Annotated in this window: 29 protein-coding genes; 12 read left to right on the top strand and 17 right to left on the bottom strand. The window is 57.5% G+C overall.

Translation table 11 applies throughout. From position 1 onward, the window contains the following. Nucleotides 1-4 precede the first annotated feature (4 nt). From LOY55_RS18260 to LOY55_RS18285, 6 genes are all read right to left on the bottom strand, one after another. Entirely contained in the window at nt 5-1,138 is a 1,134-nt protein-coding gene (locus LOY55_RS18260; protein ID WP_258666124.1) for an aminotransferase class V-fold PLP-dependent enzyme, read from the bottom strand. 179 nt (nt 1,139-1,317) lie between these two features. Then, entirely contained in the window at nt 1,318-2,199 is an 882-nt protein-coding gene (locus tag LOY55_RS18265) for an amino acid ABC transporter permease (protein WP_109786219.1), read from the bottom strand. Continuing rightward, on the bottom strand, nt 2,196-2,828 hold the full coding sequence (locus tag LOY55_RS18270) for an amino acid ABC transporter permease (protein ID WP_223525108.1): 633 nt from the start codon (nt 2,826-2,828) through the stop codon (nt 2,196-2,198). Before LOY55_RS18270 ends, LOY55_RS18265 begins: the two co-directional genes overlap by 4 nt. Nucleotides 2,829-2,850: 22 nt before the next feature. Next, nucleotides 2,851-3,693: a glutamate ABC transporter substrate-binding protein gene (locus LOY55_RS18275; RefSeq protein WP_109786221.1), complete on the bottom strand. Its 843-nt coding sequence runs from the start codon at nt 3,691-3,693 to the stop codon at nt 2,851-2,853. Nucleotides 3,694-3,732: 39 nt separating this feature from the next. Continuing rightward, complete coding sequence (locus LOY55_RS18280) at nt 3,733-4,497, bottom strand: amino acid ABC transporter ATP-binding protein (RefSeq protein ID WP_109786222.1); 765 nt, start codon at nt 4,495-4,497, stop codon at nt 3,733-3,735. 50 nt (nt 4,498-4,547) lie between these two features. Then, a complete protein-coding gene (locus tag LOY55_RS18285; RefSeq protein ID WP_258666128.1) occupies nt 4,548-5,570 on the bottom strand; it encodes an asparaginase in 1,023 nt (340 codons plus the stop codon). 122 nt (nt 5,571-5,692) lie between these two features. Here LOY55_RS18285 and LOY55_RS18290 point away from each other — a divergent pair, with 122 nt between their 5' ends. Then, nucleotides 5,693-6,709: a LysR family transcriptional regulator gene (locus LOY55_RS18290; RefSeq protein WP_223525106.1), complete on the top strand. Its 1,017-nt coding sequence runs from the start codon at nt 5,693-5,695 to the stop codon at nt 6,707-6,709. 39 nt (nt 6,710-6,748) lie between these two features. On the opposite strand, the gene LOY55_RS18295 is transcribed toward LOY55_RS18290, so the two are convergent. The 6 genes from LOY55_RS18295 to LOY55_RS18320 all read right to left on the bottom strand — a co-directional run bounded on the left by LOY55_RS18295 (nt 6,749) and on the right by LOY55_RS18320 (nt 12,111). After that, on the bottom strand, nt 6,749-7,645 hold the full coding sequence (locus LOY55_RS18295; protein WP_109786224.1) for an allantoinase PuuE: 897 nt from the start codon (nt 7,643-7,645) through the stop codon (nt 6,749-6,751). Between the two features lie 54 nt (nt 7,646-7,699). Further along, nucleotides 7,700-8,569, bottom strand: a complete 870-nt coding sequence (locus LOY55_RS18300; protein ID WP_223525104.1) for a MurR/RpiR family transcriptional regulator — start codon at nt 8,567-8,569, stop codon at nt 7,700-7,702. 36 nt (nt 8,570-8,605) lie between these two features. Beyond that, the gene (locus LOY55_RS18305) at nt 8,606-9,841 is read right to left on the bottom strand and encodes a cysteine desulfurase-like protein (RefSeq protein ID WP_109786225.1); all 1,236 of its coding nucleotides are present in this window, start codon (nt 9,839-9,841) and stop codon (nt 8,606-8,608) included. 20 nt (nt 9,842-9,861) lie between these two features. After that, nucleotides 9,862-10,596, bottom strand: a complete 735-nt coding sequence (locus LOY55_RS18310) for an amino acid ABC transporter ATP-binding protein (RefSeq protein ID WP_109786226.1) — start codon at nt 10,594-10,596, stop codon at nt 9,862-9,864. Beyond that, complete coding sequence (locus LOY55_RS18315; RefSeq protein WP_027923846.1) at nt 10,593-11,270, bottom strand: amino acid ABC transporter permease; 678 nt, start codon at nt 11,268-11,270, stop codon at nt 10,593-10,595. The genes LOY55_RS18310 and LOY55_RS18315 overlap by 4 nt, the downstream gene beginning before the upstream one ends. Nucleotides 11,271-11,334: 64 nt before the next feature. Beyond that, on the bottom strand, nt 11,335-12,111 hold the full coding sequence (locus LOY55_RS18320; RefSeq protein ID WP_109786227.1) for a transporter substrate-binding domain-containing protein: 777 nt from the start codon (nt 12,109-12,111) through the stop codon (nt 11,335-11,337). Nucleotides 12,112-12,436: 325 nt separating this feature from the next. Here LOY55_RS18320 and LOY55_RS18325 point away from each other — a divergent pair, with 325 nt between their 5' ends. The 6 genes from LOY55_RS18325 (at nt 12,437) to msrA (ending at nt 16,409) form a co-directional block, all read left to right on the top strand. Next, entirely contained in the window at nt 12,437-12,781 is a 345-nt protein-coding gene (locus LOY55_RS18325) for a hypothetical protein (RefSeq protein WP_258666134.1), read from the top strand. Between the two features lie 536 nt (nt 12,782-13,317). Then, nucleotides 13,318-13,710 (top strand): DUF6124 family protein, encoded by a 393-nt coding sequence (locus LOY55_RS18330; RefSeq protein WP_223525100.1) that lies wholly within the window; start codon nt 13,318-13,320, stop codon nt 13,708-13,710. 214 nt (nt 13,711-13,924) lie between these two features. Further along, nucleotides 13,925-14,344 (top strand): organic hydroperoxide resistance protein, encoded by a 420-nt coding sequence (locus LOY55_RS18335; RefSeq protein WP_077431970.1) that lies wholly within the window; start codon nt 13,925-13,927, stop codon nt 14,342-14,344. 526 nt (nt 14,345-14,870) lie between these two features. Further along, nucleotides 14,871-15,323: an Ohr family peroxiredoxin gene (locus LOY55_RS18340; RefSeq protein ID WP_046030255.1), complete on the top strand. Its 453-nt coding sequence runs from the start codon at nt 14,871-14,873 to the stop codon at nt 15,321-15,323. 84 nt (nt 15,324-15,407) lie between these two features. After that, nucleotides 15,408-15,860 carry an Ohr family peroxiredoxin gene (locus LOY55_RS18345; protein WP_046030257.1) on the top strand — a complete coding sequence of 151 codons (453 nt, stop codon included), beginning with the start codon at nt 15,408-15,410 and terminating at the stop codon, nt 15,858-15,860. A 39-nt stretch (nt 15,861-15,899) separates the two neighbouring features. Further along, on the top strand, nt 15,900-16,409 hold the full coding sequence (msrA, locus tag LOY55_RS18350) for a peptide-methionine (S)-S-oxide reductase MsrA (RefSeq protein ID WP_258666138.1): 510 nt from the start codon (nt 15,900-15,902) through the stop codon (nt 16,407-16,409). A 39-nt stretch (nt 16,410-16,448) separates the two neighbouring features. On the opposite strand, the gene LOY55_RS18355 is transcribed toward msrA, so the two are convergent. Together LOY55_RS18355 and LOY55_RS18360 are read right to left on the bottom strand one after the other, a co-directional pair. After that, on the bottom strand, nt 16,449-17,537 hold the full coding sequence (locus LOY55_RS18355; protein WP_046030261.1) for a polyamine ABC transporter substrate-binding protein: 1,089 nt from the start codon (nt 17,535-17,537) through the stop codon (nt 16,449-16,451). 39 nt (nt 17,538-17,576) lie between these two features. Continuing rightward, complete coding sequence (locus tag LOY55_RS18360) at nt 17,577-18,878, bottom strand: FAD-binding oxidoreductase (RefSeq protein WP_258666141.1); 1,302 nt, start codon at nt 18,876-18,878, stop codon at nt 17,577-17,579. 146 nt (nt 18,879-19,024) lie between these two features. Here LOY55_RS18360 and LOY55_RS18365 point away from each other — a divergent pair, with 146 nt between their 5' ends. After that, a complete protein-coding gene (locus LOY55_RS18365) occupies nt 19,025-19,936 on the top strand; it encodes a LysR family transcriptional regulator (protein ID WP_077431966.1) in 912 nt (303 codons plus the stop codon). Between the two features lie 22 nt (nt 19,937-19,958). Here LOY55_RS18365 and ptrR read toward each other — a convergent pair whose 3' ends face one another. Beyond that, nucleotides 19,959-20,837 carry a putrescine utilization regulator PtrR gene (ptrR, locus tag LOY55_RS18370; protein WP_046030266.1) on the bottom strand — a complete coding sequence of 293 codons (879 nt, stop codon included), beginning with the start codon at nt 20,835-20,837 and terminating at the stop codon, nt 19,959-19,961. A 100-nt stretch (nt 20,838-20,937) separates the two neighbouring features. Between ptrR and LOY55_RS18375 the strand changes: the two genes are divergently transcribed. Beyond that, nucleotides 20,938-22,329 (top strand): aldehyde dehydrogenase family protein, encoded by a 1,392-nt coding sequence (locus tag LOY55_RS18375; protein ID WP_258666142.1) that lies wholly within the window; start codon nt 20,938-20,940, stop codon nt 22,327-22,329. Between the two features lie 36 nt (nt 22,330-22,365). On the opposite strand, the gene LOY55_RS18380 is transcribed toward LOY55_RS18375, so the two are convergent. Further along, nucleotides 22,366-22,737: a nuclear transport factor 2 family protein gene (locus LOY55_RS18380; RefSeq protein WP_258666144.1), complete on the bottom strand. Its 372-nt coding sequence runs from the start codon at nt 22,735-22,737 to the stop codon at nt 22,366-22,368. Between the two features lie 137 nt (nt 22,738-22,874). Here LOY55_RS18380 and LOY55_RS18385 point away from each other — a divergent pair, with 137 nt between their 5' ends. Continuing rightward, entirely contained in the window at nt 22,875-23,543 is a 669-nt protein-coding gene (locus LOY55_RS18385) for a glutathione S-transferase family protein (protein WP_258666146.1), read from the top strand. Here the strand turns inward: LOY55_RS18385 and LOY55_RS18390 are convergent. Beyond that, on the bottom strand, nt 23,540-24,484 hold the full coding sequence (locus tag LOY55_RS18390) for an aldo/keto reductase (protein WP_109786237.1): 945 nt from the start codon (nt 24,482-24,484) through the stop codon (nt 23,540-23,542). The two genes, LOY55_RS18385 and LOY55_RS18390, sit on opposite strands and share 4 nt — an antisense overlap. A 142-nt stretch (nt 24,485-24,626) precedes the next feature. Here LOY55_RS18390 and LOY55_RS18395 point away from each other — a divergent pair, with 142 nt between their 5' ends. Further along, nucleotides 24,627-25,415, top strand: coding sequence for an alpha/beta hydrolase (locus tag LOY55_RS18395; protein WP_258668355.1), 789 nt, complete (start codon nt 24,627-24,629; stop codon nt 25,413-25,415). A gap of 113 nt (nt 25,416-25,528) precedes the next feature. Continuing rightward, on the top strand, nt 25,529-26,428 hold the full coding sequence (locus tag LOY55_RS18400; protein WP_077431962.1) for a bestrophin family protein: 900 nt from the start codon (nt 25,529-25,531) through the stop codon (nt 26,426-26,428). The last annotated feature ends 2 nt before the right edge of the window (nt 26,429-26,430 follow it).

Here is a 26,430-nt window from a genome sequence, read left to right on the forward strand (position 1 = left end):
CGGTTTAGTTAACCATCACCTCGTCCAGTGCCTGCTCGAGAGTGCTGACAGTGCGCTCGATATTGCGCAGCTTTTCGAGTCCGAACAGACCGATGCGGAAGGTCTGGAAGTCGGCCGGCTCGTCGCATTGCAACGGCACTCCGGCGGCGATCTGCAGGCCTTGGTCGGCAAATTTCTTGCCGTTCTTGATGTCGGCATCATCGGTGTAGCTCACCACTACGCCGGGGGCCTGAAAACCGGCTGCGGCCACGCTTTTGATGCCTTTGCCGGTCAACATTGCGCGCACCCGATCGCCCAGCGCCTGTTGTTCGTCGCGGACCTTGTCGAAACCGTAGGCTTGCGTCTCTTTCATCACTTCGTTAAACCGCGCGAGGGAATCGCTGGGCATGGTCGCATGGTAGGCATGTCCGCCCTGTTCGTAGGCCTGCATGATCTGAAGCCACTTTTTCAGGTCGCAGGCGAAGCTGCTGCTTTGCGTCTGCTCGATGCGCTCGAGGGCCAATGCACTGAGCATCACCAGGGCGCAGCAAGGGGAAGCACTCCAGCCTTTCTGCGGTGCGCTGATCAGCAGGTCGACTGCGCATTTGTGCATATCCACCCACAGCGTGCCTGAGGCGATGCAGTCCAGCACGAACAGGCCACCCACCGCATGCACGGCGTCGCCGACGGCCCGCAGGTAGTCGTCGGGCAGGATAATCCCTGATGAGGTTTCAACGTGGGGAGCGAAGACAATCTGTGGCTTCTGCGCCGCAATGGCGGCCAGCACTTCGTCCAGAGGCGGCGGGGCGTAGGCCGCCTGGCGACCCGCGTCGACCGGTCGGGCTTTGAGCACCGTGGTGGCCGCCGGGATGTTGCCCATCTCAAGGATCTGGCTCCAGCGATAACTGAACCAGCCGTTGCGTATCACCAGGCATTGCTGATCGGTGGCAAATTGTCGCGCCACCGCTTCCATGCCGAATGTGCCGCTGCCCGGGACCACCGCGACAGCCTGGGCGTTGTAGACCTGTTTCAGGGTCTTGGAAATGTTCTTCATCACGCCTTGAAATGACTGCGACATGTGGTTGAGCGAGCGGTCGGTGTAGACCACTGAGTACTCGACCAGCCCCTCGGGATCGATACTGGGATATAGCTTTGACATGGGGTGACTCCTTTGGCAGAGATGTCAGTGGGTAGCAAGGACCGAAAACATGGACGCAGGCTGGGTCAATGGTGATGGCTTTACTGTGGACGCCAGCAGCATCAAAGTGGATGCCAGCCGGCTGCGCGCTCACCCTAAACGGCCAACAGCTTCCTGTATCAGAACCGCACGGGCGCTCATCACGTTGATGCCGGCGATTTCGCCGACACCAGCGTGTTCAGTTTAGACAACTCCCCTTCCTCAGGGATTAGTGCTCGAGAGGTGTAGGCCTGCCGTCGTTCGATCCAGCGCCGCAGAGCCAGAAGCAAAGCGCTGACAAAACCATACATGACCGTGACAATAAACGCCGATTGCAGCAGTGATTGTGGGGCGAAGCTGGATATTTGCTGGGACCGGCGCAACAGCTCTTCATAGGGAATGATGTACCCCAGGGACGTATCCTGGACAATCGCCAGAACGCCACTGATCAATGCTGGCAACATGAGTTTCAGCGCCTGTGGCAATACAATCCACATCATCGCCTGGTGTTCGCGCATGCCGATCGATAACGCCGCTTCGTTCTGCCCGCGCCCCAAAGAAAGGATACCGGCACGTACAATCTCTGCCGCCATCGCACTGTGGTGCAGCACCATGCCGAAAATCAGATAACCCAGGGCTGACCAGTTCAACCCGATCGAGGGCAACAGGATGACGGTAAACAGAATCAACAAAAGCAGCGGTACCGCGCGAAAACAACCGATATAGCTGGCAGCCAAGGTGCGCAACCAGAGCCTGGACGATAACCGCGCAAGCGCCAGAGGCAACGCCAGACTGAAGGCCAATACCATGCTGATCACTGCGGCCAGCAAAGTTGCCACCAGGCCGTCAAACAGAAAGCGCAGTGTTCCCGGATGCAGGAAGATTTCCCATCGCTTGGCATCGAACTGACCACTGGCATCGAGCCGATGACCCACCGCCATCAGGCAACCCAACAGCAGTAACACGCCGATTACCGAAATCAGCCGGTTACGCCTTCTGGCAATCGGACCAGGCGGTTCGTAAAGCAAGTTGTCAGCGCTCATCGCAACACCGCCATTTTTTGCTCCAGAAAGCGAAAGAACCAACCGGCTGGCAGGGTCAGCAGAAAATAGGCACCCATGGCGCCGAGGAAGGTCGGCACGGCCAGGGCTGTGTCGAAGTTGATCTTCTGCGCGGTATAGGTGATGTCCGCGACACCAATCGCAGCCCCAATGGCCGACGCCTTGATTTGAATGATGAACAGATTGCCCAAAGGTCCAACGACCGACTGCACGGCTTGTGGCAACACCACTTCGCCCAGGATCTGGTCGAAGCGCATCCCGATGCTGCGTGCGGCTTCAATCTGGCCAATCGACACAGTGTTGATACCCGCCCGCACGACTTCACAGATCCAGGCCGCGCTATACAGTCCCAGGACCAGGACCGTGGAAGTGAACAGCGAATAGATGAAGCCCAGCTTCGGCAGTCCAAAGGTGAACAGCAGCAACAGCGCCAGAAGCGGCATCATCCGCATGAGTTCTACGTAACTGCTGGCAAACCAGCGAAAGGGTGGCCATGGGCTCACCCTCATGATTGCCAGAAGCAGCCCGAGAACGATCGCAATGGCGAAGGACAGCAGGGTCAGCTCGACGCTGACCGCGATGCCCCCCAGAAAGCGTTCGATATAAGACATCAGGTTCGCCTCTGCGGAGCTCTTACTGTTCGATCACTGGCACCTGCGGTGCGCCCAGCCCGGCTTCAAGATCCTTGCCGTACATTTCTTGCCACTTGCCACTCTGGATAGCCGCCCCCAACTGATTGCTGATCCAGCTACGCCAAACCTTGTCTTCCTTGGCCACGGCGATGCCGTAGGGCTCTTCAGTGAACGGAGTGCCAACCACCCGCAGCTTGCCGGGCTGGCGAAGTGACTCACCGACCAACGTGGCGCCATCGTCGACATAGGCGTCGAAACGTTTGTCTATCAGACCCTCTACACAAGCGGAGGCATCGCTGAAAGTCACGATCTTGGCACTAGGCGCCAATGGTTTGAGATTGCGCTCTACGGTCGTCCCGCTTAGTACGCAGACAGTCTTGTTGTCGAGGTCAGCGGTTTTGTTGATCGAATGATCGTCGATTCTTACCAGAGAGTCCTGTCCGGCGAGGTAATACGGGCCCGCAAAGCCTATGACCTGCTTGCGTTCGTCGGTCACTGTCATGGTGGCGATGACCAAGTCGACGCGTTTGTTCTCGACCAGAGGAATGCGGTTTTCCGGTGTGGTGCTGACCCACTCGATGTTGTCTTCGGAGCCTGTAAGCTGTTTAGCCAGCATCCTGGCCAGATCAGCCTCGAAGCCTTCAACGTCTCCAGTCATGGGATTTCGGGACGAGAACATCAGCGTATTCAATGAGGTGCCAACAACCAGCTTTCCGCGCTGGTGAATTTTCGCCATCGTCGAATCTGCGGGGAACTGATCGACTGTGGTCGCCGACGCTAACGTGGCGAACATGCAGGAAGCCAGAAGGGAGACGCTGAATGAAACGAACCGGTTTGAGCGCATGGTTGATCTCTCTTTTTATTGTGTTTTCAGATGAGTTGATTAATGAGCCAGAATCTTGGAAAGAAACTCCCGGGCACGCTCTGAGCGGGGGGCGCTGAAGAAGGTTTCCGGTGGAGCACTCTCAACAATCCGGCCGGCGTCCATGAAAATAATCCTGTCGGCAGCGGAGCGAGCGAACCCCATTTCATGGGTGACTACTACCATGGTCATGCCTGTGCGGGCCAAATCGACCATGACCTTCAGAACCTCGTTGACCATTTCCGGATCAAGTGCCGAGGTCGGTTCATCGAACAACATCACGCTGGGCTTCATCGCCAGCGATCGAGCCAGCGCAACGCGTTGTTGTTGGCCACCCGACAGCTCCGCGGGATAAGCCTTCCCCTTGTGTGCCAGACCGACTTGTTCGAGCTGTTGCATTGCCCACGCGTCGGCGTCCTGACGTTTCATTCCAAGGACCTTTCGGGGGCCCATGGCAACATTCTGCAGCGCGCTCCGATGTGCAAACAGATTGAAACTCTGGAAAACCATGCCGACCTTGGCACGCATTTTCGCCAGTGCCCCGCCCTCTTCAGGCAGGCGTTCGCCGTGCAAAAAAATCTCACCACTGGTGATGGTTTCCAGGCGATTGATGCAGCGACACAAGGTCGATTTACCAGAGCCCGAAGGACCGATAATCACGACCACTTCACCTGGCTGAACCTCAAGATCAACATCAAACAGTACTTGCTGACTGGCAAAGAACTTATTGACCGCGCGTAGTGAGATGGCCGGGGTTTGCTGGTTTTGCGCGTGAGTCGATAGCATGGTTTCTGATCTGCGTTGGAGGTCTGATGTATGCCCTGCAGGCACCCGTACTAGACAAACTTCAATTGCACCGTAGCCTTCAACTGGCCTACCGGCGCGCCGTTGCAATTGTTCAATGCCGGATCTGCCCAGGGCGCCAACAACGGGCTTTCGCTTTCCTGCTCCAGCACTCCCAGTTGCTTGAGTACGGCAATGGTGATGGCGAACACGGCAGGGAAATCGCCATCGCTGACTTTCACCGCCACACCCAACCCTCGACTACGGATACCTACCGTCTGCACACCATCGGCACCGGTTTTCGCGACCCAGTCGCCATTTGATGCAAGCGTGATCCCCAGATCGGATCGGCCGGTACCGGAGACCATTTGCGGATTGCGCCGCATGGCGTCAAACAGACGTTGCAATACCGCGCTGAGGCTGGCGTCGGAACCGGCATCACCGCTGGCCAGTCGCGCCCACAGCAACGCAAGTCGTGACAGAGGCATCCCGAGGTTTGGCGCGTTACAGCCATCAGTGCCCGCCCAAAACTGATTTTCCGGAACACCGCTCAGCGATGCGACGACACGCTGGATGTCACGTTGCAAGGGATGGTCCGGTGCCAGGTAGGAATCACTGGCTAACCCGTGAAGGCGGCAATAGGCAAGAAACCCGGTGTGCTTCCCGGAGCAGTTGTGGTGGCGTTGATCGAAGTGGAAGCCAGCCGGCGGCAGATTGCCCGCGCTATAGAAGTCCGGTAAATGGCAGCCGCACCCCAGGTCAGTCACTTCGTGCCGGATTTTCGCCAACATGCTGCTCACGGCATTCACGTGCGATGCTTCCCCGGAGTGACTGGCACACATGACGGCGACTTGATCATCGGAGAACCCAAAGTGTTCGACACCGCCATCACGCACGAAAGGAACGGCCTGGAACGGTTTGAGCGTTGAACGGGAAAACATCATCGCTCCCGGATCGCCCGCATAGGCCAACAAAGCCCCTTCGGTATCAACAACAGCTACTGATCCCCAGTGAATCCGCTCCACATGCTGGTTTCGAGTAGCAACAGCCAATGGAACATGTGCAGGAAAATCCATAATGATCTCGATACTCCAATGAGCTCCGGAGATGAACGATTCTCTCGTGTGAATACGTTGCCGGAAGTTATGAACGGTGTGCGCACTTCAATCGAAATGAGTCTATATACTGGCGAAAATGGATGGAACATCGTCCGATAGAATTCGGTTTTGCAACCAGCGCAAAGGCAACTCTGAAAATGATTAATGAAATTGCACGTATTGATCACTTAGCTGTAATGAGGGCACTGGTCAAAGTAGTGGAGTTGGGCACCTTCTCCGCGGCAGCCCGAGAACTGCATGTCTCCCCTTCGACATTGACCCGAATGATTACAACGCTGGAAAAGTCGCTGAACACAATCCTTCTTCATCGCACAACACACATCGTCGCCCTCACCGAGGCTGGGCAGATTTATCACGCCCGCGCGCTGTCGATGATTGCGGATCTTGACGACACGTTACGTGTCGTCAGTGACCTCAATCTTGCACCAAGCGGCCCGCTGAAACTGACTTCGCCCGTGGCTTTCGGCAGGCGCTTCCTTGCACCGCTGATCGCGCCTTTTTTACAGATGTACCCCGGTATCCAGATGGATTTGCGTCTGACCGACAACCACAACGATATGATCTTAGGAGGCTTTGACCTGGATATTCATGAGGGCGAGAATCATCTTGAGAACTTGATCGCCTATCCTATATCCCGCAACGATTCGCTACTGTGCGCAACGCCAGATTATCTTGCGCGCTGCGGTCATCCCCAAACACCTGCCGAACTCAGCCAGCACAATTGCCTCATCTACCTGCACCCCGACAGCGACCCGCATTGGTACTTCACCAAAGATGACGTGAAACATTCGATTTTCCCAAAAGGCAATCTTCAGTCGGACAATTCGGAATTACTGCTCGAAGCGGTTTGTGGTGGACTGGGCATTGCCGAGTTTGAAATCTGGCTGGTGCGAGACCTCCTCTTGAGTGGCGAATTACAAATTGTTCTTGCGCACTATCGTTTTGTTAACTCGCTGACAGGGAGACAGATTTATATGGCTTATCTTCCCAACAGACGCTATTCCACAAAAGTTCGAGTATTACGCGATTTTCTCGAAACCCGGCTCAAAGGCATTGGTGAACTTCCCCCTGAACTCTTTCAACACAATGAGGAATAGCGCGTCTCAATTTTTTAATCCGGCGTGATTGCCATGCAATCAAGTTCGTTCAAGCCAGGCACGGGCGATTTCTTCGCGCGTAGCAAACCAGACACCGCTGTGCTGATTCGCGTACTCGATGAATTGCTTGATCGCCCTGACCCGCCCTGGACGGCCCACCATCCGTGGATGCAGCCCGACCGACATCATGCGAGGCCCTTCAGCCGACTCTTCATAAAGTACTTCGAAGCTTTCTTTCATGTACTCGAAAAAGTCCGATGCCTGCGAAAGCCCCGGCGAGTTCCAGTAGCGGAAATCGTTCACGTCGGCGGTGTAAGGCACCACGAGGTGACGCTTGCCCTCGACGTCGACAAAGTAGGGAACATCGTCGTTGTAGGCATCGGAATCGTAGAGAAAACCGCCCTCCTCAGCGACCAGTCGACGGGTGTTGACGCTGGCGCCATACCGGCAATACCAGCCAACGGGACGCTTGCCACAGGTGCGTTCGAATGACTCGATGGCCAGGCGCATGTGTTCACGCTCCTGCTCTTCAGTCAGGCGAAACACTTCCTCCCAGCGATAACCGTGACTGCAAATCTCATGGCCACCCGCGACGGCGGCGCGAGCCACATCAGGGTTCTGCTCAAAGGCCACTGCGCAAGCATGAAAAGTCGCACGAACCGATTGCTGATCGAGAATATCCAGGATTCGCCAGATCCCGACACGCGAGCCGTACTCGTACATCGACTCCATCGCCAGATTGCGTGTGCCGTCGGGTATTGAATAGCTGCCCCATTCGGTCATGGATTCCTGGTCCGGGTCGCCCATGGCGAGCGAGCGTTCGGAACCTTCTTCGTAGTTGATCACCAGGCTGATGGCCAAACGTGCGCCATTCGGCCAGGTGCCTTGCGGGCGTTGTCTTCCGTAACCCACTAAATCGCGTGCAGGTGAAACCATCGGGATATTCTCCTGAAGTGACTGGTTAAATAAGTACGTGGTGAAAGTCGCGACTTAGCAGTCGATATCTTTCAGCCGGTCGTGGCTAAAGGTGGTGTCCGATTGCCACTCGCTGAAGGCCAGCCCCATGGCCAGGGTTTGCGCAATACAGAACGAAGCGGTGAGCGAGCGAAATCCCAGTAATTCGGCGTCATTGACCTCAATCACCGTATCGGCCATCTGCCCGATAGGGCTCAGAACACTGTCAGTGATCGCTACCAGCGTCACGCCTGCTTCCCGCGCCTGACGACACGCCTCAACGGTGTCATGGGCGTACGGTGGAAAGCTGACGGCTATCAGCAAATCATCATCGGCAATGGCGCTGACCTGCTCCGGCAACGTGCCGCCAGCACCGCTGATGTGCACGGTTCGCCGGCCCACACGACTCAACGCGTAGCTCAGATACGCCGCCACCGGAAAGGCACGGCGCATGCCGATAACGAAGGTAGTGCGCGCGACTTGCAGATGGGCGATGGCGGCTTCGATATTGGCCTGCTCGCCGCCTTCGGCCAGGTGTTCCAAAGAAACGATATTGGCCTGGCTGAACTCACGCAGAATTCCGCCGACGTCACTCGGGTCCTCCAGCAACGTCTCACCGCCGTAGTGCCGAATACGCTCGCTGTGGGTGTCGGCAGCCTGTTGCAACGGTGCGCGGAAAAGCCGCTGCAAATCCTTGAAACCTGCAAAGCCAAGCGCCTGAGCCAGCCGAATATAAGCGGAAGGCGCGATGCTAGAGCGCTTACCCAGTTCGGCTACCGTATTGAGTGCGATTTCATGCGGGTTGTCGATCAGGAATCGGGCAGCATCGCGCAGACGACCGGTCAGTTGTTCGTGCTGGGCCGCTATACAGTCACGCAGCTCTGCAAGGGTTTCAGGTAAGGCCATAATGAAAGCTCGTAAAATTAGAGGTGTGTACGCCCGTCAACGCAACGCATTGATTGCTTGATCCAGCGCAGTGATGAGGCGGTCGACTTCTTCCAGCGTGTTGTAATGCGCCAACGACACCCGCACTACCCCGCCAAACTGGTCAAGCCCAAGGGCTTCGATAAGTCGCCGTGCATAGAAGTCACCAAAACGAATGCCGATCCGATGCTCATCGACCCTACGCACAACAGCCTCTGACTGAACGCCCTCAACCACGAAACTGATCGTTGGCACTCGATTGCTGGTATTCGCTTTGCCAATGATCCGAACGCCCTCGCGCTGGCGCAAAAATGCCAGCAGACGCTCGGCGAGCAAATCCTCCTGCACCTCGAAGGCATCGAACGCAGCCTGCATGCACTTGCGCTCGCTACCTTGCGCGCCAAGCCGGGTGCTGATGTCGAGCAAATAGTCGGTAATGCCGATGCAACCGAATGACAACTCGTAGTTGACGTTGCCCGGTTGCAATTTGTAAGGCACCACATCCTGACCGATAAAGAAGTGGTTAAGACTCGGCAATTCCAGCAACAGATAGCGGCGTCCCCAGAGTACGGCAAAGTGCGGGCCGAACGTTTTATAGAAGCTATAGACGTAGAAATCGGCGCCGCTGGCCTGAACATCCACCAGACGGTGTGGTGCATAAGCGACGGCGTCCACGCACAGCTTGGCGCCCACCGCATGGACACGCCGCGCAACCTCGGCGACTGGATTGACCGAGCCGAGAATATTCGAGGTGTGGGTCATGGCCACATAACGGGTTTTGCCATTGAGCAAGACCTGCAGGTCATCCAGCTCCAGCTCACAGCTGTCGCGGTTGACCTGCCATACGCGCAAGGTCGCACCACGGTCTTCGCAAAGCTTGACCCATGGGCCGATGTTGGCCTCGTGATCGCAATTGGTGACGATGATTTCATCGCCCTGGACAATTGACGGTGCGATGGCGCGACACAGTATTTGCAGCAAGTGGGTGGTCGAGCCGCCCATGATGACTTCTTCGGGATGCTCGGCGTTGATCAACTGCATGACGGAGTGACGTGCCTGCATCACTCGCTCGCCAGCGTCGACGGAAGGTTGATAGGAAGCGCCCAGTTGCACGCTGCTGTTGAGCAGGTAATCAGTGACCCGGTCAGCGACGGCACTCAGCACCATCGAACCACCGGCGTTATCCATGTAGGCGTATCCACCGGCCAGACCTGGAAATTGCTTGCGAACGTAATCGATATCGAGAGGATTCACTCTTCTTTCTCCAGCCTGATTCAGTGGTGCAAGATGGCCTGCAGGAACGCTTGCGTGCGGGGTTCCTGAGGTGCGGTAAAAAAGGGTTCCGGGATGTTCTGCTCAACAATGCGTCCGCTTTCCATGAAGATCACCCGATCGGCGACCCGACGGGCAAAGCCCATTTCATGAGTGACCACGACCATCGTGACGCCGGACCGAGCGAGGTTTTGCATGACATCGAGTACCTCGCCAACCATTTCCGGATCCAGCGCGGAAGTCGGTTCGTCGAACAGAATCGCGCGAGGTTCCATGGCCATGGTGCGGGCGATGGCAACCCGTTGTTGCTGGCCGCCGGACAATTGGCTCGGGTATTTGTGGGCGTGATCGCCCATGCCGACCTTCACTAATAGTTCCTTGGCTCTGGCATGCGCATCACGCCGACTCAGGCCGCGCACCCGGATCGGCGCCAACGACACATTGTCGAGAACAGTGAGGTGCGGATAGAGGTTGAAGCTCTGAAACACCATACCTACTTCACTACGGATGGCGCTCAGTCGCGGACCGTTTTCAACCCGCTCGCCCCCCACGCGAATATCGCCCTGCTGGTAGTCTTCAAGCAGATTGATGCAGCGAATCAAGGTCGATTTTCCCGAACCGGACGGGCCAAGAATGACCACCACTTCACCCTCTTCAACCTGCAAATTGATATTGCTTAACGCCTTGAAGCTGCCGTAGTACTTGTCGAGATTTTCGATGTCGATCAACGTGCTCATGCGGTTTTTCCTCCAGAGGCGTTACGACGCTCAACCCAGCTGACCATTTGTACCAGCGGCAACAGCAGCAACAGATACAGCAAGGCAGCCCCTACCAGCGGTGTCGGGTTAGCAGCCAGTGCCTGCGCCTGGGTTGCCTGCTTCAGCAAGTCAGGCATGGCGACGACTGAAGCGAGCGCCGTGTCTTTCATGACGTTGATGCAGTTGCTCGTCATGGGGGGCATTACGATGCGGATGGCCTGTGGCAACACGACGTCGCGCATGGTGTTGAAAAAACTCATGCCCTGAGAAGCCGAAGCTTCGAACTGACCACGGGGAATGGCTTCGATGCCCGAACGAAAAATCTCTGCGCTGTAAGCGCATGAGACCAGCGAGAGCGCACTGGCAGCGGCCGCAAAAGACGACAGTCGAATGCCGACAAAAGGCAGCGCGTAATAGATGAGTACCAGTAAAACCAGCAGTGGAATAGAGCGCATGATATCGATGTAGATACGTGCAAGCGCTCGAACAGGTGCGTAGGAGTACAACCGCAGCAATGCCAGCAAAAGCCCGCCCACCAGGCCCAGGGCAATGCTCACCACCCCAAGCAAAATGGTCACGCCCAAACCGCGCATCATCAGCGGAAGCGAATCGACGAGCACGTTCCAGTTGAAGAATGTCTGCAAAAGATCCATGGGATACCTCGGTCAATACAAGTGGCGAACAGGCGTCGCCACTTACATGCATCAGCAGCAGGGCTTACTTGAGGACGGCGGTCACTTTCAGGGTGCTCGAGTCTTTATCGGCTTCAGCGCCGAACCACTCTTTGTGGATTTTCCCTAAGGTGCCGTCTTCTTTCATCTTGCTGATGATGTCGTTGACCTGATCACTCATTGCCCAGCCTTTGGCGTGCATCAATGAGTAGCGTTCACCGGTGGGAATACGCGCCACGATGGAATATTGCGGTTTGTCCTTGATGTAGTAGAGCACCGCAGGAATGTCGCTGACGTAGCCATCGATTCGTCCGGAAGCCAGATCGAGCATGGCCGGCGATAGCCCTTCATAGCGCGAGACATCGGCGAACTTGTACTCGTCCTTGTGTTGGCCGATCCACATGTCGCCGGTAGAGCCAGTGTCGACACCAACCACCTTGTCGTTCATGTCGGCCAGGCTTTTGACCTTGGAAGTGGTCAGTGCGGTGAGCGACTGGTCGCTGTCGAAGTAAGGCTGCGCAAAGGCTACCGACTCCAGACGTTTCGGAGTGATAGTGATTGATGAGATAGCGATTTCAACACGTTTGGATTGCACGGCACTGAACAGGCCGTTGAAGGGAATATTGACGAACTCGACGCTTTTTCCGGCGCGTTTGGCCACTTCTTTTACAACATCGACTTCGAAGCCGACAAATTCACCTTTGGCGTCCTGAAACTCCCAGGGCACGTTGCCAACGTTAGCACCTACGGTCCAGTCAGCGGACCAGGCTGGTAGAGAAACTGCGGCCGTCATGAACAATCCCAACATCACTTTCGTTTTCATGTTTGCTCCCGATTGTTTGTTTTTTTAGGTGCTAACAGCGGTTGATCTCGTACAACGTGGGACCGAGAGTAAATCAATGAATTATTTATTTCAACACCACTTGTCAGTGAATTTTTTACTCCGCCGCCATCTTTAGTTTTCCTTAAGCGTCACGTCCAATGGGCTGGTTACGGTCAGAACCGACCAAGGTGGCCGCGCGCAGAAGACTTCGCGGCAGGCAGAAAACGGCAAATTGCGGTCGCTCAACTGCTTCACCCTCGCTTAAGGACTAGCCGAGTGATATACCGCGGTTGGGTCTAATGCATGACAAAAAACAGGCAGTCTCATGATGCGATTCTCAATTTATAGCGGATTGGTTTTGGTGGGCTACTCGGCGCTCGATTACGGAGATCCCCCGATGGGCGTTGCTTTCGGCCAATTCGAACCTGCCGATGAGTACGCAGCTATCCAGAACCAGTGCTCCACGAACCATCACGACCAGACCGTTCTGGATCTTTCTGTTCAGACCGAAGCGGGTCTGGTCATTCCATGTGCGGGTTTGGCCATCCTGGATTACTCCGAAGAGCTCCCGCCGCCGTGCATCGAAGTGAACATTTTCGGCATTCCACATCCTCTCTATGGCGAGCTGTTTCCTAAGCAGGTCACCCTGTATGAGCGTCAATTCAGCTAATCGGAATGTCCCGCCGATGTCCGCTTTGGGTCGTTCTGCCGGTCGTAACCATGAAACATGGCGACTGTCTGCACATGTCAGAAACTGCCGAGATTCAGCCCGCGTGTCCAACCACCACTCGACCAGCCTCCCCTAAAAGCATGTCAGACATTTCCTCGATTTCTGGAAGGCGTTCACGCGTTTAACGGCGCCTGTTTAAAGACATCCGAAGTTACTTCCCGAAGGCTACAAAACCTTGCGCCGTTACCTACGGCTAAGCCAGAATCCGCCGGCTTGTGCGTCGATGGCTCGGGTTTTATCGTTTCCCGGTCGCTGAAAAACAGTGATCGGGTTTGGTAGCCCGTCTTTCACATGTCGCATAACGTCACCTTTTACAGATGCTTTTTAGGCATTCGTTTTTATGGTGGCCATGCGCAGGGCGCCCTCGGGCGCGCCGGATTTTCCATGTGGGCCGGTCTACCAACCTTCGTATGGCCACCACCTTTCGTTTGGTAGCGAAGGTGATGGCTCCGATAATCCCATATGGAGTTTCATCTATGTTCAAGGTAACGCCCAATCCACCAGACACCGAATCGCTAGACACCGATTCACCCGACACCGACCCAGCCTCCCCCTACTCATCCCTCGATTCCAAAAAACTCCACGCCGCCGCCGAGCGTGCCCTCGATTTCTACCTCAACCCGGTGGCACTCATGAACGACACCCCACGCAAACCCAGCACCATTTATATGATTGCCCCGGATGTCGACCATGAAACCCTGCTGGTTCAAACCTGCGAGAACCTGGCATCGGCCAGTGTCATGGCCAGCAACGTGGCGGCGTTGTTAGACGGCACCCACCGCAGTACCGTGCTGGCGCTGCAGCAGGTCATCATGCTGGGGGAATTGGCGGTGAATCGAATGCTCGATAACTTCGTTCCGCCCAAGTAAGCAGTCGCGCATTAGTGAGGGGTTCGCCCTCCTCGCTCACGCGCGGATTTGTATCAATCTGTAGATTCTGCCGTGATCTTACACAGCGATACACAACGGCCGGTTCACGACACACAGGCACTACATGAGGGTGTAACAGTCGCCACGTCGCCAGGAGGTCCATGACCCTGCGACCTGAACGATGAAGCCATCAAACCCTCAGCAGGAACCTGCCATGATCAATCAAATCGAGACTGTGCTTTACACCGGCAAGACCCATACCATTGGCGGCCGCGACGGTCAGTCCAAGAGTTCGGATGGACGCCTGGACATTAAGCTGTCCCCGCCCGGTTCGTCTGGCAGCGGCACCAATCCGGAACAACTGCTGGCAGCGGGTTGGTCGGCCTGTTTCATCGGTGCGATGGGTAAGGCGGCAGTCGCGCTGAAGGTGACCCTGCCGAGCAACGTGGCCGTGGATACCGAGATCGACCTGGGCAAAACCGAGAACGCGTTTTTCCTCCAGGCACGTCTGAATGTCAGCCTGCCAGGCCTGGACCCAGCCGTCGCTCGTGCGGTGGTGGACGCGGCCCACCAGACCTGCCCGTACTCCAAGGCAACCCGCGGCAACATCGATGTCGAGATCAATCTGATTTGATCGCGACCCCTCGGCCAGCCTGCCTTTGGTGGCAGGTTGTGCCGATATTAGCTTTCCATCCTGTGACGCTTTTCCCAGGATGAAATCGGTCTAAAAAGCGCCCTTTACACAGCAGATGCTTTGCTATGCTCACTTATGTAGGTGAAGACGCAGACTGATGCGCAAGCGGATAGCAAGGAGACGTGGGGCACGTCCCGAAGGGTACACGGTTAGAAAGATCTCCGCGCTGAGATCCAGCCCTTACGCCGTGTGAAGCAGAAGTACATAACACTGTTCTGTCAGAGTCCTGATAAACCTTGTAAGCCAGAAACCAGCACTGGCCACCTACTCGAATTCCAAGCCCGCCTCGTGCGGGCTTTTTCGTTTCCGCCATTTACAAAACACCGTCCTCTCCACACCTGCGCACCACTCGTCGCCGAGGCCCCCTTCTCCCCCTTGACACTCATTGGGGTCTGTAGGATTATTATTACATCTCATACGATATAACCGCATACGATCAAAAATCAAACTGTAGAGGATTCACCCCATGAGCAAAATCGAAAAAGTCCTGGCCTCCGGCAAAACCCACACCACCTTGAGCGCTGTTGGTTTTACCTCGCGCGGTCATAACGGCAACCTCGATATCCAGCTGTCATCGCCAGGCAGCACCGCGCCTGCACACGTGTTCGAAGCCACCCAGCCGCACCCAAAAGCCGAGCAACTGTTCGCCGGTGCATGGTCGGCCTGCTACATCGCTGCCGTCGGCCTCGCCGCCAAGCAAAATAACGTTGAACTGCCGTCCGACGTGTCGGTGGATATCGAAGTCGACCTCGGTCAAACCGGTAACGCCTACTTCCTGCAAGCCCGCCTGACACTGCGCGCACCCGGCCTGGATCACGCTGTTGCGACCAAACTGGCCCATGAAGCGGACCAGATCTGCCCGTATTCGAAAGCGACTCGCGGCAACATCGACGTGGCCATCAACGTCCTCACGGCTTGAAGATCGGCCTTATAAACGCCCCATATATATCGCATGCGACCAACACGCATGCGAAACAAACCGAACACATTCAAGAGAATCCTCATGAGCAAAATTGAAAAAGTCCTGGCCACCGGCAAAACCCACACCACCGCCAGCAGCACCGGCCACACGTCGCGCGGCCATAACGGCAGCCTCGACATTGCGCTCTCGTCGCCCGGCAACACCGCACCTGTACACGTGTTCGCCGCGACCCAGCCGCACCCGACCGCCGAGCAACTGTTCGCCGGCGCATGGTCGGCCTGCTACACCGCCGCTGTCGGGCTGGTGGCCAATGACATGAACGTGGTGCTGCCAGGGGATTTGTCCGTCGACATCGAAGTCGATGTCGGTCAGACCGGTCAGGACTATTTCCTCCAGGCGCGATTGACGCTGCGCGTGCCTGGCCTTGCGGACGACATTGCACGGACACTGGCGCACACTGCCGATCAAATCTGCCCGTATTCCAAAGCAACGCGCGGCAACATTGATGTGGACCTCAAGGTCCTGACGGCGTAAGAACCTGATCCAACTGGCTACTACTGAGGAGTGAGCACGATGACCACGCAAACCGAAACCGCCATCCTGGCCGGCGGCTGCTTCTGGGGCATGCAGGACCTGATCAGAAAAATGCCCGGCATCCTGTCTACCCGCGTGGGCTACTCGGGCGGTGATGTGGCCAATGCCACTTACCGCAACCACGGCACCCATGCGGAAGCGATCGAGATTGTCTTCAATCCGCAGGTGATCAGCTATCGCCAGATCCTGGAGTTTTTCTTCCAGATTCACGATCCCTCGACGACGAATCGTCAGGGCAACGATGTTGGGCTCAGCTACCGTTCGGCGATCTTCTATCTCAGTGAGGAGCAACGCGACGTCGCCGAAGACACCGCGGCCGACGTCGATGCCTCAGGTCTGTGGCCTGGCAAAGTGGTGACGGAGATCGTTCCCGCTGGTCCGTTCTGGCAAGCCGAGCCGGAGCATCAGGATTACCTTGAAAAAGTGCCCAATGGTTACACCTGCCATTTCATTCGGCCGAACTGGAAACTGCCTAAACGTGCACTCTGAATCAATGACTTGGGTCCCGGCAACGGGACCCAATGTTCATCAGGTATTGGTCTTCAACTTGGTCCACAACCGGGTACTCAACCGTGCAATGGCAGCCGGTAGTTCTTCTACGGTGAACAGTTTATCCAGCACACTTTTTGGCGGGTAAATCGCCAGGTCCTGCTTCACGGCCGGCACGACGTACGCATCAGCCGCACTGTTAGGGTTGGCGTAATGGATGCTGTTGCTGATGTTGGCAATCACTTGCGGCGTCAGCAGGTAGTTCATGTAGGTGTAGCCGTTCTTCTCGTGAGGCGCGCTCTTGGGCATGACCACCATGTCGAACCACAGCGTCGAACCTTCGTCGGGAATCGAGTAAGCGATGTCGATGCCGTTGTTGGCTTCCTTGGCACTCGCGGCGGCTTGCACAACGTCGCCATTGAACCCGATCACCGCGCAGACATTGCCGTTAGCCAGGTCGCTGATGTACTTGGAGGCATGGAAGTACTGCACGTAGGGCCTGATTTTGAATAACGCCTGCTCGGCTTTTTTGTAGTCCGCCGGCTCGTGACTGTGCGGTGGCAGGCCGAGGTAATTGAGGGTGATTGGCAGGACTTGCGTCGGGTTATCGATAATCGCCACCCCACACGCACTCAACTTTTTGATGTTGTCTTCATCAAAAAACAGTTTCCAGGAATGGGTGATGTCCGTGTTGCCGAAGATCGCCTTGATTTTCTCGACGTTGTAGCCAATACCCGCCGTGCCCCACATGTACGGATAGCCGTACTGATTGCCCGGGTCGTTGACCTCGAGTTTTTTCATCAACGCCGGATCGAGGTTCTTCCAGTTGGGCAGCTGGCTCTTGTCGAGCTTCTGGATCGCCCCGGCCTTGATCAAGCGGGAGAGAAAGTGGTTCGACGGGCTGACTACGTCATAACCGGTGTTGCCGGTCATCAACTTCGATTCCAGGACTTCGTTGCTGTCGTGAATATCGTAAGTGGCCTTGATCCCGGTTTCCTTGGTGAAGTTGACCAGGGTGTCATCGGCAATGTAGCCATTCCAGTTGGAAATGTTGACCTGTTCTTCGGCATAGCTGACTGCCGACACCGTCGAGAGCAAGACCATCAGGGAAATCGTGTTAACGCGCATGTTCAATCACCTTTTTGTTCTTTTGTGATAACCGGGTTTCTAGAATTCTGTCTTTGCCCGAATGGCCTCTACGCGCATCCGAAGCATGGCACCGATGTCGAGCAACGGTCGCGGCGGCAGCCAGCCCGGCTGTGCGCGCTGCATCACCGAATCGAGCATTGGCGAGTCAATGCCTGAGGCCAGTTCCGCGAGCAACCGCCCCCACAACGTGCCGCGCGCCACGCCGGAACCGTTGCAGCCGGCCACGGCGTACACGCCCTCTTGCACCTGCGAAAAATACGGCTGCCCGGAGCGCGAGGCGCTCAGGTGTCCGGTCCAGGTGTATTGGATGTCTTGCTCGCCCAGCCAAGGGAAACGCCGTTGCAAGCCGAGCACATGGTGCTGGCGACGGATCGACAGTTCGCTGGCGGACAAATCCCGGGAACGGTATTCCGCGGTGTTGCGGATCATGACTCGACGATCAGGAGTCAGCCGTACCGTGGCGCCGAGCGGCCGGGTCGACAAAACGCCCCACGGTTCCACGCTGCCCATGTTGCGAAACTCTTCGTCGCTTAATGGTCGTGTGAGACTGGCGCTGAGTTCCATGGCAAAGGTTCCGCTGCCCTGAATACCGGCGCGAGGCACGAAGGCGTTCAGGCACACCAGCACTTGCTTCGCCTCGATGCTGCCCTCGATGCCGTTGGCCCGCAGACGCCCTTTTGCCAGGCGCTCAAGACCGGTGATGTCGGTGTTTTCGTAGACGGTCACACGTTCCGGCAGCGCATCGAGCAAGCCTTGCACGTATTTGGCCGGTTGCAGCAGCGCATTGCCCTTGCCGCACCAGATTGCGGCGCGGTAATGCCCGGTGCCGAGTTTCTGCGCCAGTTGTTCACCTTCCAGATACTGCGCAGTTGCCCCGAGTGCCCGCAGCGTTTGCAACTTGGCCTCGACGTCGGTCAATTTGCGGGCATCGCTGACGGCAAAGTAGTAGCCCGAATCGCGAAACTCACACTGGATGCCGTGACGCAGAATCATCGCGTGCACTTCGGCATTGGCCGCACGTGAAATGGTGGTGTCCACCTCAAACCCGGCGAACCCGGGGCTGTCGATCAACTCATCGGTGCCCGGGTGTTCATGGGCCACCACAAAACCGGAATTGCGCGCCGAAGCACCTTGCGCAGCGCGCTGGCGGTCGACCACCACGATGCGCGCCTGAGGGTGCAATTGCGCGAGGGCGTGGGCGGCGCTCAAGCCGGTAATGCCGCCGCCGATCACCAGCCAATTGGCTGTTTGCGGCCCTTTCAGACGATCACGTACTGGAGCGCTTTGAGCTTGCGCGATCCAGCCACATTCATTTTTCATGCGTCACCTGCCTAGACTCTTATTCCCGGCCTGCTCATGCGTGAATCGCATAGGCGATAAGTGATGGCAGCCGTCAGGGCTAGAATCTATTAGGTCTTCGGTGATACAACCAACGTTATAAAATCATTGAGCCATTCTGAAAACGCATGGATAAAATTCGCCACGTGCCCAACCTGCAGGCCTTGCAGGCGCTGGTGGAAGTCGCTGATGCCGGTAGCTTCACGCAAGCCGCGAACACGCTCTGCCTGACCCAAAGCGCCGTCAGCCGACAAATCCAGCAACTGGAGAGTCACTTCGGCGTGCCGCTGTTTGTGCGCAGCAGCCGCAGCCTTCGACTGACGCCGGAGGGCGAACTGGTGCTGACCAGCGCGCGCAGTATCCTTGAGCAACTGAAAACCCTCGAAGACCGCCTCTCCCCGCAAAAACGCCCGTTCCGTATCCGCATGCATGTTTCACTGGCGGTACGCTGGTTGTTGCCGAAACTGAGCGACTTCTATCGAAATCACCCGGACGTTTCCCTGTCGATCGAGACCGTGGCGACCGAAATTGTCGAGCCGGCCAGCGACAGCGATGCCTACATCCTCTACCTGCCCGAGCCGTCCAGCGATCCTGCGTGCCTGACCCTGTTCGAAGAAGCGCTGATTCCGGTGTGCGCCCCCGGCCTTGCCAGCGCTACCCGGCCGCTGGCGTCGATGGACGACCTGAGCGGGTTTGCCCTGCTGCATCGTTCGGCCGACAAACAAGCGTGGATCGATTGGCTGGCGGCCAATGGCGGCAAGTCGCTGGAGGACTATCGGCACATTCCCTTCAACCTCGACGAGTTGGCGCTGGATGCTGCGGCACGGGGTCTGGGCGTGGCGATGACCGACATGACCCTGGCCCAGGAATCGATCGAGCGTGGTGTGCTCGTCGTCCCGTTCGGCGCCCCGTTGAAGACCCGAGGGCTGTATTCGTTGTGCCTGCAACCCTCGGCGGCGTCCCATCCGGCGTGCGCGCTGATCATGCAGTGGTTTGCCGGGCAGGCCGAGGGGCTGGTGAGTGCCAACAAGCCCTTCTGACCCACAGGGTTATGGGGTGGTTTCAAGTTTGTTGCTGTACCACCCCACGTTCTTCCAGCAAACGCACAAACATGGTCAGGCTCTGCGACACCGTGCCCCGGCGCCATACCAGCCAGGTGCGCAAATAGCGGAAAGACTCCGACAGCGGCCAGATACTCACCGTGGTGCAACCCGGCATGCTTTCGAGCATGCTGCGCGGCATCAGCGCCAGGCCCGCACCGGCGCTGACGCACGCGAGCATGCCGTGATAGGACTCCATTTCGAAGATCTTGCCCGGCACCGCCGCGTCCTTGGTGAACCAGCTTTCGAAGTGGTGCCGGTACGAGCAATTGGAGCGGAAGGCGTAGATGTTTTCGCCGTTCACATCCTGCGCGCGATAAATCGGTGAATGGTGGAGCGGCGCGATCAGCACCATCTCTTCTTCAAACGCCGGCACGCCTTCCAGTGCCGGGTGCAACACCGGCCCATCGACAAACGCGGCGGCCAGCCGGCCCGACAGCACCCCATCGATCATGGTCCCCGAGGGGCCGGTGGACAGGTCCAGTTCAACCTTGGCGTGTTTCTGGTTATAGGCCGCCAGCAGCTCGGGAATGCGTACCGCCGCCGTACTTTCCAGTGAACCCAAGGGGAATGAACCTTGTGGTTCTTCGCCTGCCACGGTGGCGCGGGCTTCCTGGACCAGGTCGAGGATGCGCCGGGCATAGTCGAGAAAACTCCAGCCGGCCGGCGACAAACGCAGGCGGCTTTTCTCGCGGATAAACAGGTCCACGCCCAGGTCCTGCTCCAACTGCTTGATCCGCGTCGTCAGGTTGGAGGGCACTCGGTGGATGTGCTGCGCGGCGACGCTGATGCTGCCGTGCTCGGCAACGGCCTTGAAAATTTCCAACTGAACCAGATCCAAGTCATTCTCCAAACGTGAACGTTATGCTCAGTATTATTCAGTTTCCAGAAATTTAACACCACCGTAACCTGCGCACATTCCCACCTAGCAGGACGGTGCCATGACGCAAGTTTCCAGCCTTACCCACGCCATTTCGATCAACCCGCTCAACGGCGAACAGATCGGCCACTACCCTTTTGAATCCGACTCGGCACTGCAAGCGGCTCTGGCACGGGCGGCTGGCGGGTTCCGCGTCTGGCGCAAAACTGCTGTTGAGCAACGCTCGCAGTTGTTGATCGCCCTGGCCAAGGCCCTGCGCGACAGCGCCGATAAAATGGCCAGCATGATTACCCTGGAAATGGGCAAGCCAATCACCCAGGCGCGCGGTGAAATCGAAAAGTGCGCACAACTGTGCGAGTGGTACGCCGAACACGGCCCGGCCATGCTCAACGCCGAAACGACGCTGGTTGAAGGCGGCAAAGCACGCATCGAATACCGCCCGCTCGGGCCGATTCTGGCCGTGATGCCGTGGAACTTCCCGATCTGGCAGGTGCTGCGTGGCGCCGTTCCAACCCTGATCGCCGGCAACACCTACGTGCTCAAGCATGCGCCCAACGTGATGGGCAGCGCTTACTTGCTGCTGGAAGCCTTCAAGACTGCCGGTTTCCCGGAAGGTGTTTTCGAAGTGCTGAACGTCACGCCAGAAGGCGTTTCCACGGCGATTGCCGATCCTCGCATCGCCGCCGTGACCCTCACCGGTAGCGTGCGCGCCGGCATGGCCATCGGCGCTCAGGCAGGCGCAGCGTTGAAGAAATGCGTGCTGGAACTGGGCGGTTCCGACCCCTTCATCGTGCTCAACGATGCCGACCTCGATGAAGCGGTCAAAGCCGCCGTGATCGGTCGCTACCAGAACACCGGGCAAGTCTGCGCGGCGGCCAAGCGCTTGATCGTCGAGCAAGGCGTTGTCGAGGCGTTCACCAGCAAGTTCGTCGAAGCCACGCGCAAGCTGGTGGTTGGCGATCCATTGCTCACCAGCACCTACATCGGCCCGATGGCCCGTTTTGATCTGCGTGATGAACTGGATCAACAAGTGCGCGCCACCCTGGAAGAAGGCGCGACATTGCTGCTGGGCGGCAAGAAGGCCGAAGGCCCGGGTAACTTCTACGAGCCGACGGTGTTCGCCAACGTCACCGATCAGATGACGTCATTCAAACAGGAGTTGTTTGGCCCGGTGGCGTCGATCATCACCGCGCGCGATGCAGCACACGCACTGGAACTGGCGAACGACAGTGAGTTCGGCCTGGCTTCAACCATCTACACCAGCAATGTCGAGCTCGCCCAACAGATGGCCGGCGAACTGGAAACTGGTGGTGTGTTTATCAATGGCTACAGCGCTTCCGACCCGCGCGTGACCTTCGGTGGCGTGAAGAAAAGCGGGTTTGGCCGCGAACTCTCGCATTTCGGCGTACGCGAGTTCTGCAATGCGCAGACGGTGTGGCTGGATCGCCGCTGAGTGCACGCAGTGCCTGGTTTCCCAGGCACTGCTTTTTTATTCGTTGAAATAATAGAGCTTGTTCACAATCATCCAGCGCTCATTGATTTTCAGTAACGACAGATAATCCGTGAAGCGCATGCCGGCGTAGTCATCGATCACTTTGACGGCGGCGGCATCCCCTGTGATATCGACGCTTTTTGTGTCCCAATACGGCTCAATCCCTTTGGCCGCAGGCCCCTCAGCCTTGATCGCGCTGATAAAGTCATCCAGCGATGCCCACTCCAGCTCTCCATGGTAATGACCGATGATGCGACAAGCGGGATGAAACGCATGCCGTAGCAGTACTTCGTCGGCGAAAACCATGCCCTCTACATAATTGCGAACCACAACGCTGATGTGTTCTTTATCCAGCGATTGAACAGTCATGTCATACCTCCAGCCTTCTCGTCCTCGCGTTGCCGGTGGAATTGATCGATCCAACCTGAAAAGTCTAGCACCGCATTTCGAACCGCCGCGCACGACGACTATGCTGGTAAAGATCACTCCCCCGCAGGAGCCCGAATATGCTGACGCTTTATTACCATCCGCTGTCGTCGTACTGCCATAAGGTGCTAATCGCGCTCTATGAACACGCTATCGATTTCGAGGGACGGCTCATTGATTTGGGCAACGCCGGCGAGAAAGCACAGTTGCTGGCGCTCTGGCCACTGGGCAAATTCCCGGTCATCTGCGACCACGCAGGCCAGCGTAACGTGGCTGAGTCCACGATTATCATCGAGTACCTGGATCGGTATTTTGCTGGGCACCACCTGCTGATTCCCGCCGACTGGGACACTGCGTTGGAGGTGCGCCAGTGGGACCGTGTCTGCGATAACTACCTGCAGACACCGCTGCAACAGATTGTTCTCGATCGCATTCTCGCAACTGAGGGTGACCTGACCCGACAGCGCTCCACACTTCAGACCGTGTACGGCATGCTCGACCGGCAACTGGAGAATCGCACCTGGCTGGCCAGCCCGGAGTTCAGCCTGGCCGATTGCGCGGCGGCCCCGGCGCTTTTTTATGCCAGTACGCTTGAGCCGTTCCCTGATGATCACACTCACCTGAACGCTTATTTTGATCGGCTGATGAACAGACCGTCCGTGCAACGGGTGATCGACGAAGCGCGGCCGTACTTTTCACTCTTTCCGTTTGCGCAGGACATCCCGCAGCGGTTTCGCCAGCGCACCTAACCCACGATATCGATCAATTGCTCGCGCTGTGCGCCGGTGAGCATCGGCCCGAAACCGGCACCGGCGTTGTCCGCCATGTAACGCGGATTACCGGTGCCGGGGATCACACAGGTCACCGCCGAATGTGACAACAAGAACTTCAATGCCAGTTGCGCCCAACTGGTCACCCCCACTTGTGCGGCCCACCCGGGTAACGGCTTGCCCTTCAATCGCTCGAGTAAACCGCCGCCCCCGAAGGGCCGGTTGCAGATCACCGCCACGCCTCGTTCGCGGCACAGCGGCAGGATGCGTTTTTCGACAGTGCGATCATCCAGTGCGTAATTGATCTGCAAAAAATCCAGCGGCTCGGCCTTGAGCAGCGCTTCTACTTCTTCATAGGCCGACGCCGTGTAATGGGTGATGCCGATGTAGCGAATGCGCCCTTGTTCCTTCCATTGACGCAAAGTCGGCAAATGGGTTTGCCAGTCCAGCAGGTTGTGGATCTGCATCAGGTCGATGCGGTCGGTTTGCAGCAGTTTGAACGAGCGCTCCATTTGCGCGATGCCTTCTTCGCGTCCCTGAGTCCACACCTTGGTGGCCAGAAAGGCCGGCGAGCGAGGTTCGTGAATAGACAGCAACTCACCGGTGGTCTGTTCGGCGCGGCCATACATGGGCGAACTGTCGATGACCGTCCCGCCTTTTTTGAACAACGCACTGAGCACCTCTGGCAGTTGTTTATAGGCGGGGCTGGCCGGCTCGACATCGAAGCCGCGATAGGTGCCTAGCCCGACAATGGGCAATGGCTCGGCGCTGGAGGGGATGGCGCGGGTCAGCATGGTCTTGCCTCCTGTGTCCGTCGACGGTGCAGATGTTGCGAAGGCTCGATCGACGGTAAACACCGCCGAAGCGCCGGCAGCCAGCGTGAGTAATTGTCGACGCGTGTATCCATCAGTGCCGCTCATCGTATTGCCCGTCCGGCGCCATCCCGTTTGCCCTGGTCGCCCGGGGCGTGGCCAGACCCGGCGCGCCCTGCTGCCAGTGGACTAGACTCTGACACCGATCACCTGTCCGCGGTTTTCTGCCCCAGAGCCGTCCATGCCGTCCATGCCGTCCACTAAAGTTAGTCGAATGTTTCGAACCCTGGCGCTTCTCATCGTCATCATTGCCGCGTTGTACCTGGCGCTGTGTGCGGCATTGTTCGTATTTCAGCGCGCCTTGATCTACTTCCCGCAACCGGCCGCCCTCGAAACGCCCGCCTCGCTACTGACGCTGACCGTCGACGACGCGCACATTCAGGTGTCTGTTCGCCCGCATGCCGGCCCGAAGGCGTTGATCTATTTGGGTGGCAATGCCGAGGATGTATCACGCAATTTGCCGGCGTTTTCTCAGGCGTTCCCCGAGCACGCGCTGTACTTGATGCACTATCGAGGGTTTGGCGGCAGCACGGGGTCGCCGTCCGAAGAAGCCCTCGCGCGCGATGCCCTGACGTTGTTTGACAAGGTCTACGACAGCCATCCACAGGTCGCAATTGTGGGGCGCAGCCTCGGCTCAGGCGTTGCCGTGCGCCTGGCCAGCCAGCGCCCGGCCTCGCGGCTGATTTTGATTACGCCTTACAACAGCCTCGAAGGCCTGGCGGCACAACGGTTTCGCTGGTTTCCGGTGCGGTGGCTGCTCAAGGATCGATTTGAATCATGGCGATACGCGGCCCACATCACGGTGCCGACGCTGATGATCGAGGCCGAGCACGACGAGGTTATTCCTCGCACAAGTACCGAGCGGCTCTACCGCCATTTCGCGCCCGGCGTGGCCACGCTGAAAGTGATCCCGGGCGTCGGCCATAACTCCATCTCCGACAGCCCCGACTACCTGAAGCTCATGGGCGCTGGATTATGAAAAATAGCGTGCTCATAGACAGCATCGATCACCCGGTCACAGAGAGTGATTGGACTCGCCGCCCTCAAGCTCTTAGCCTGCGCGCGACGCGATACACCTGAAGGCAGAACACGATGATCGTCAGACCCAAACCGAACTTCATCAATATACTGAGCGCCACCAAGGGCTCCATCGCCAAACGGATTGCCTTGCGCAGCCTGATGGTGATGCTGCTGGCGTCAGTCATCGTGCTCGTCGAGACGTGGCACCCCAGCTACTTTTCCAAAGTCAGCGCAACGCCGTTCACCCTGCTGGGCCTGTCGCTGTCGATCTTCATGAGTTTTCGCAACAACGCCTGTTATGACCGCTGGTATGAAGGCCGCAAAGCCTGGGGCGATGTGATGGTCGCGATTCGTTCGATGATTCGTGAAACCACGATCATCAAGGACGCCAATACGCGCAACGCCCTGTTGAGTCAGCTGTGCGGGTTCGCCCACGCGCTCAACGCAAAACTTCGCCAGGAAAACGAGCAGGAGGCGAGTGCCCGCTGGCTCGATCCGATCCCCAATGACCACTCGCCCGACTTCAGCGGGAGCATTTTGCTGAACGTCACGCAGCAGTGTTCGGCACTCAGTGAGTCAGGGGTGATCAACGAATGGCGCTACACGATCATGGCCAGCCACCTGGCGCACCTGACCCAGGCGCAAGCCGCCTGCGAGCGGATCAAACACACGCCGCTGCCGTTTGCCTACACCTTGTTGCTGCACCGAACCAGCTACCTCTTCTGCTTCCTGCTGCCCTTCGCAATGGCCGAGCCGCTGGGCTGGATGACCCCGATTTTCACGGCGATTGTCAGCTATACCTTTTTCGGTCTGGACGCGATTGGCGATGAACTGGAGGACCCGTTTGGTCGCGACGAAAACGATCTGCCCCTCGACGCGATCGTGCGCACCATCGAGCGCGAAACTCTCACCGCCATGGGGCAAACACAACTGCCTCCGGTGCTGGCGCCGGTGGACTTTGTGTTGAGCTGACG

The organism is Pseudomonas sp. B21-040 (assembly GCF_024748695.1).
Taxonomy (GTDB): Bacteria; Pseudomonadota; Gammaproteobacteria; order Pseudomonadales; family Pseudomonadaceae; genus Aquipseudomonas.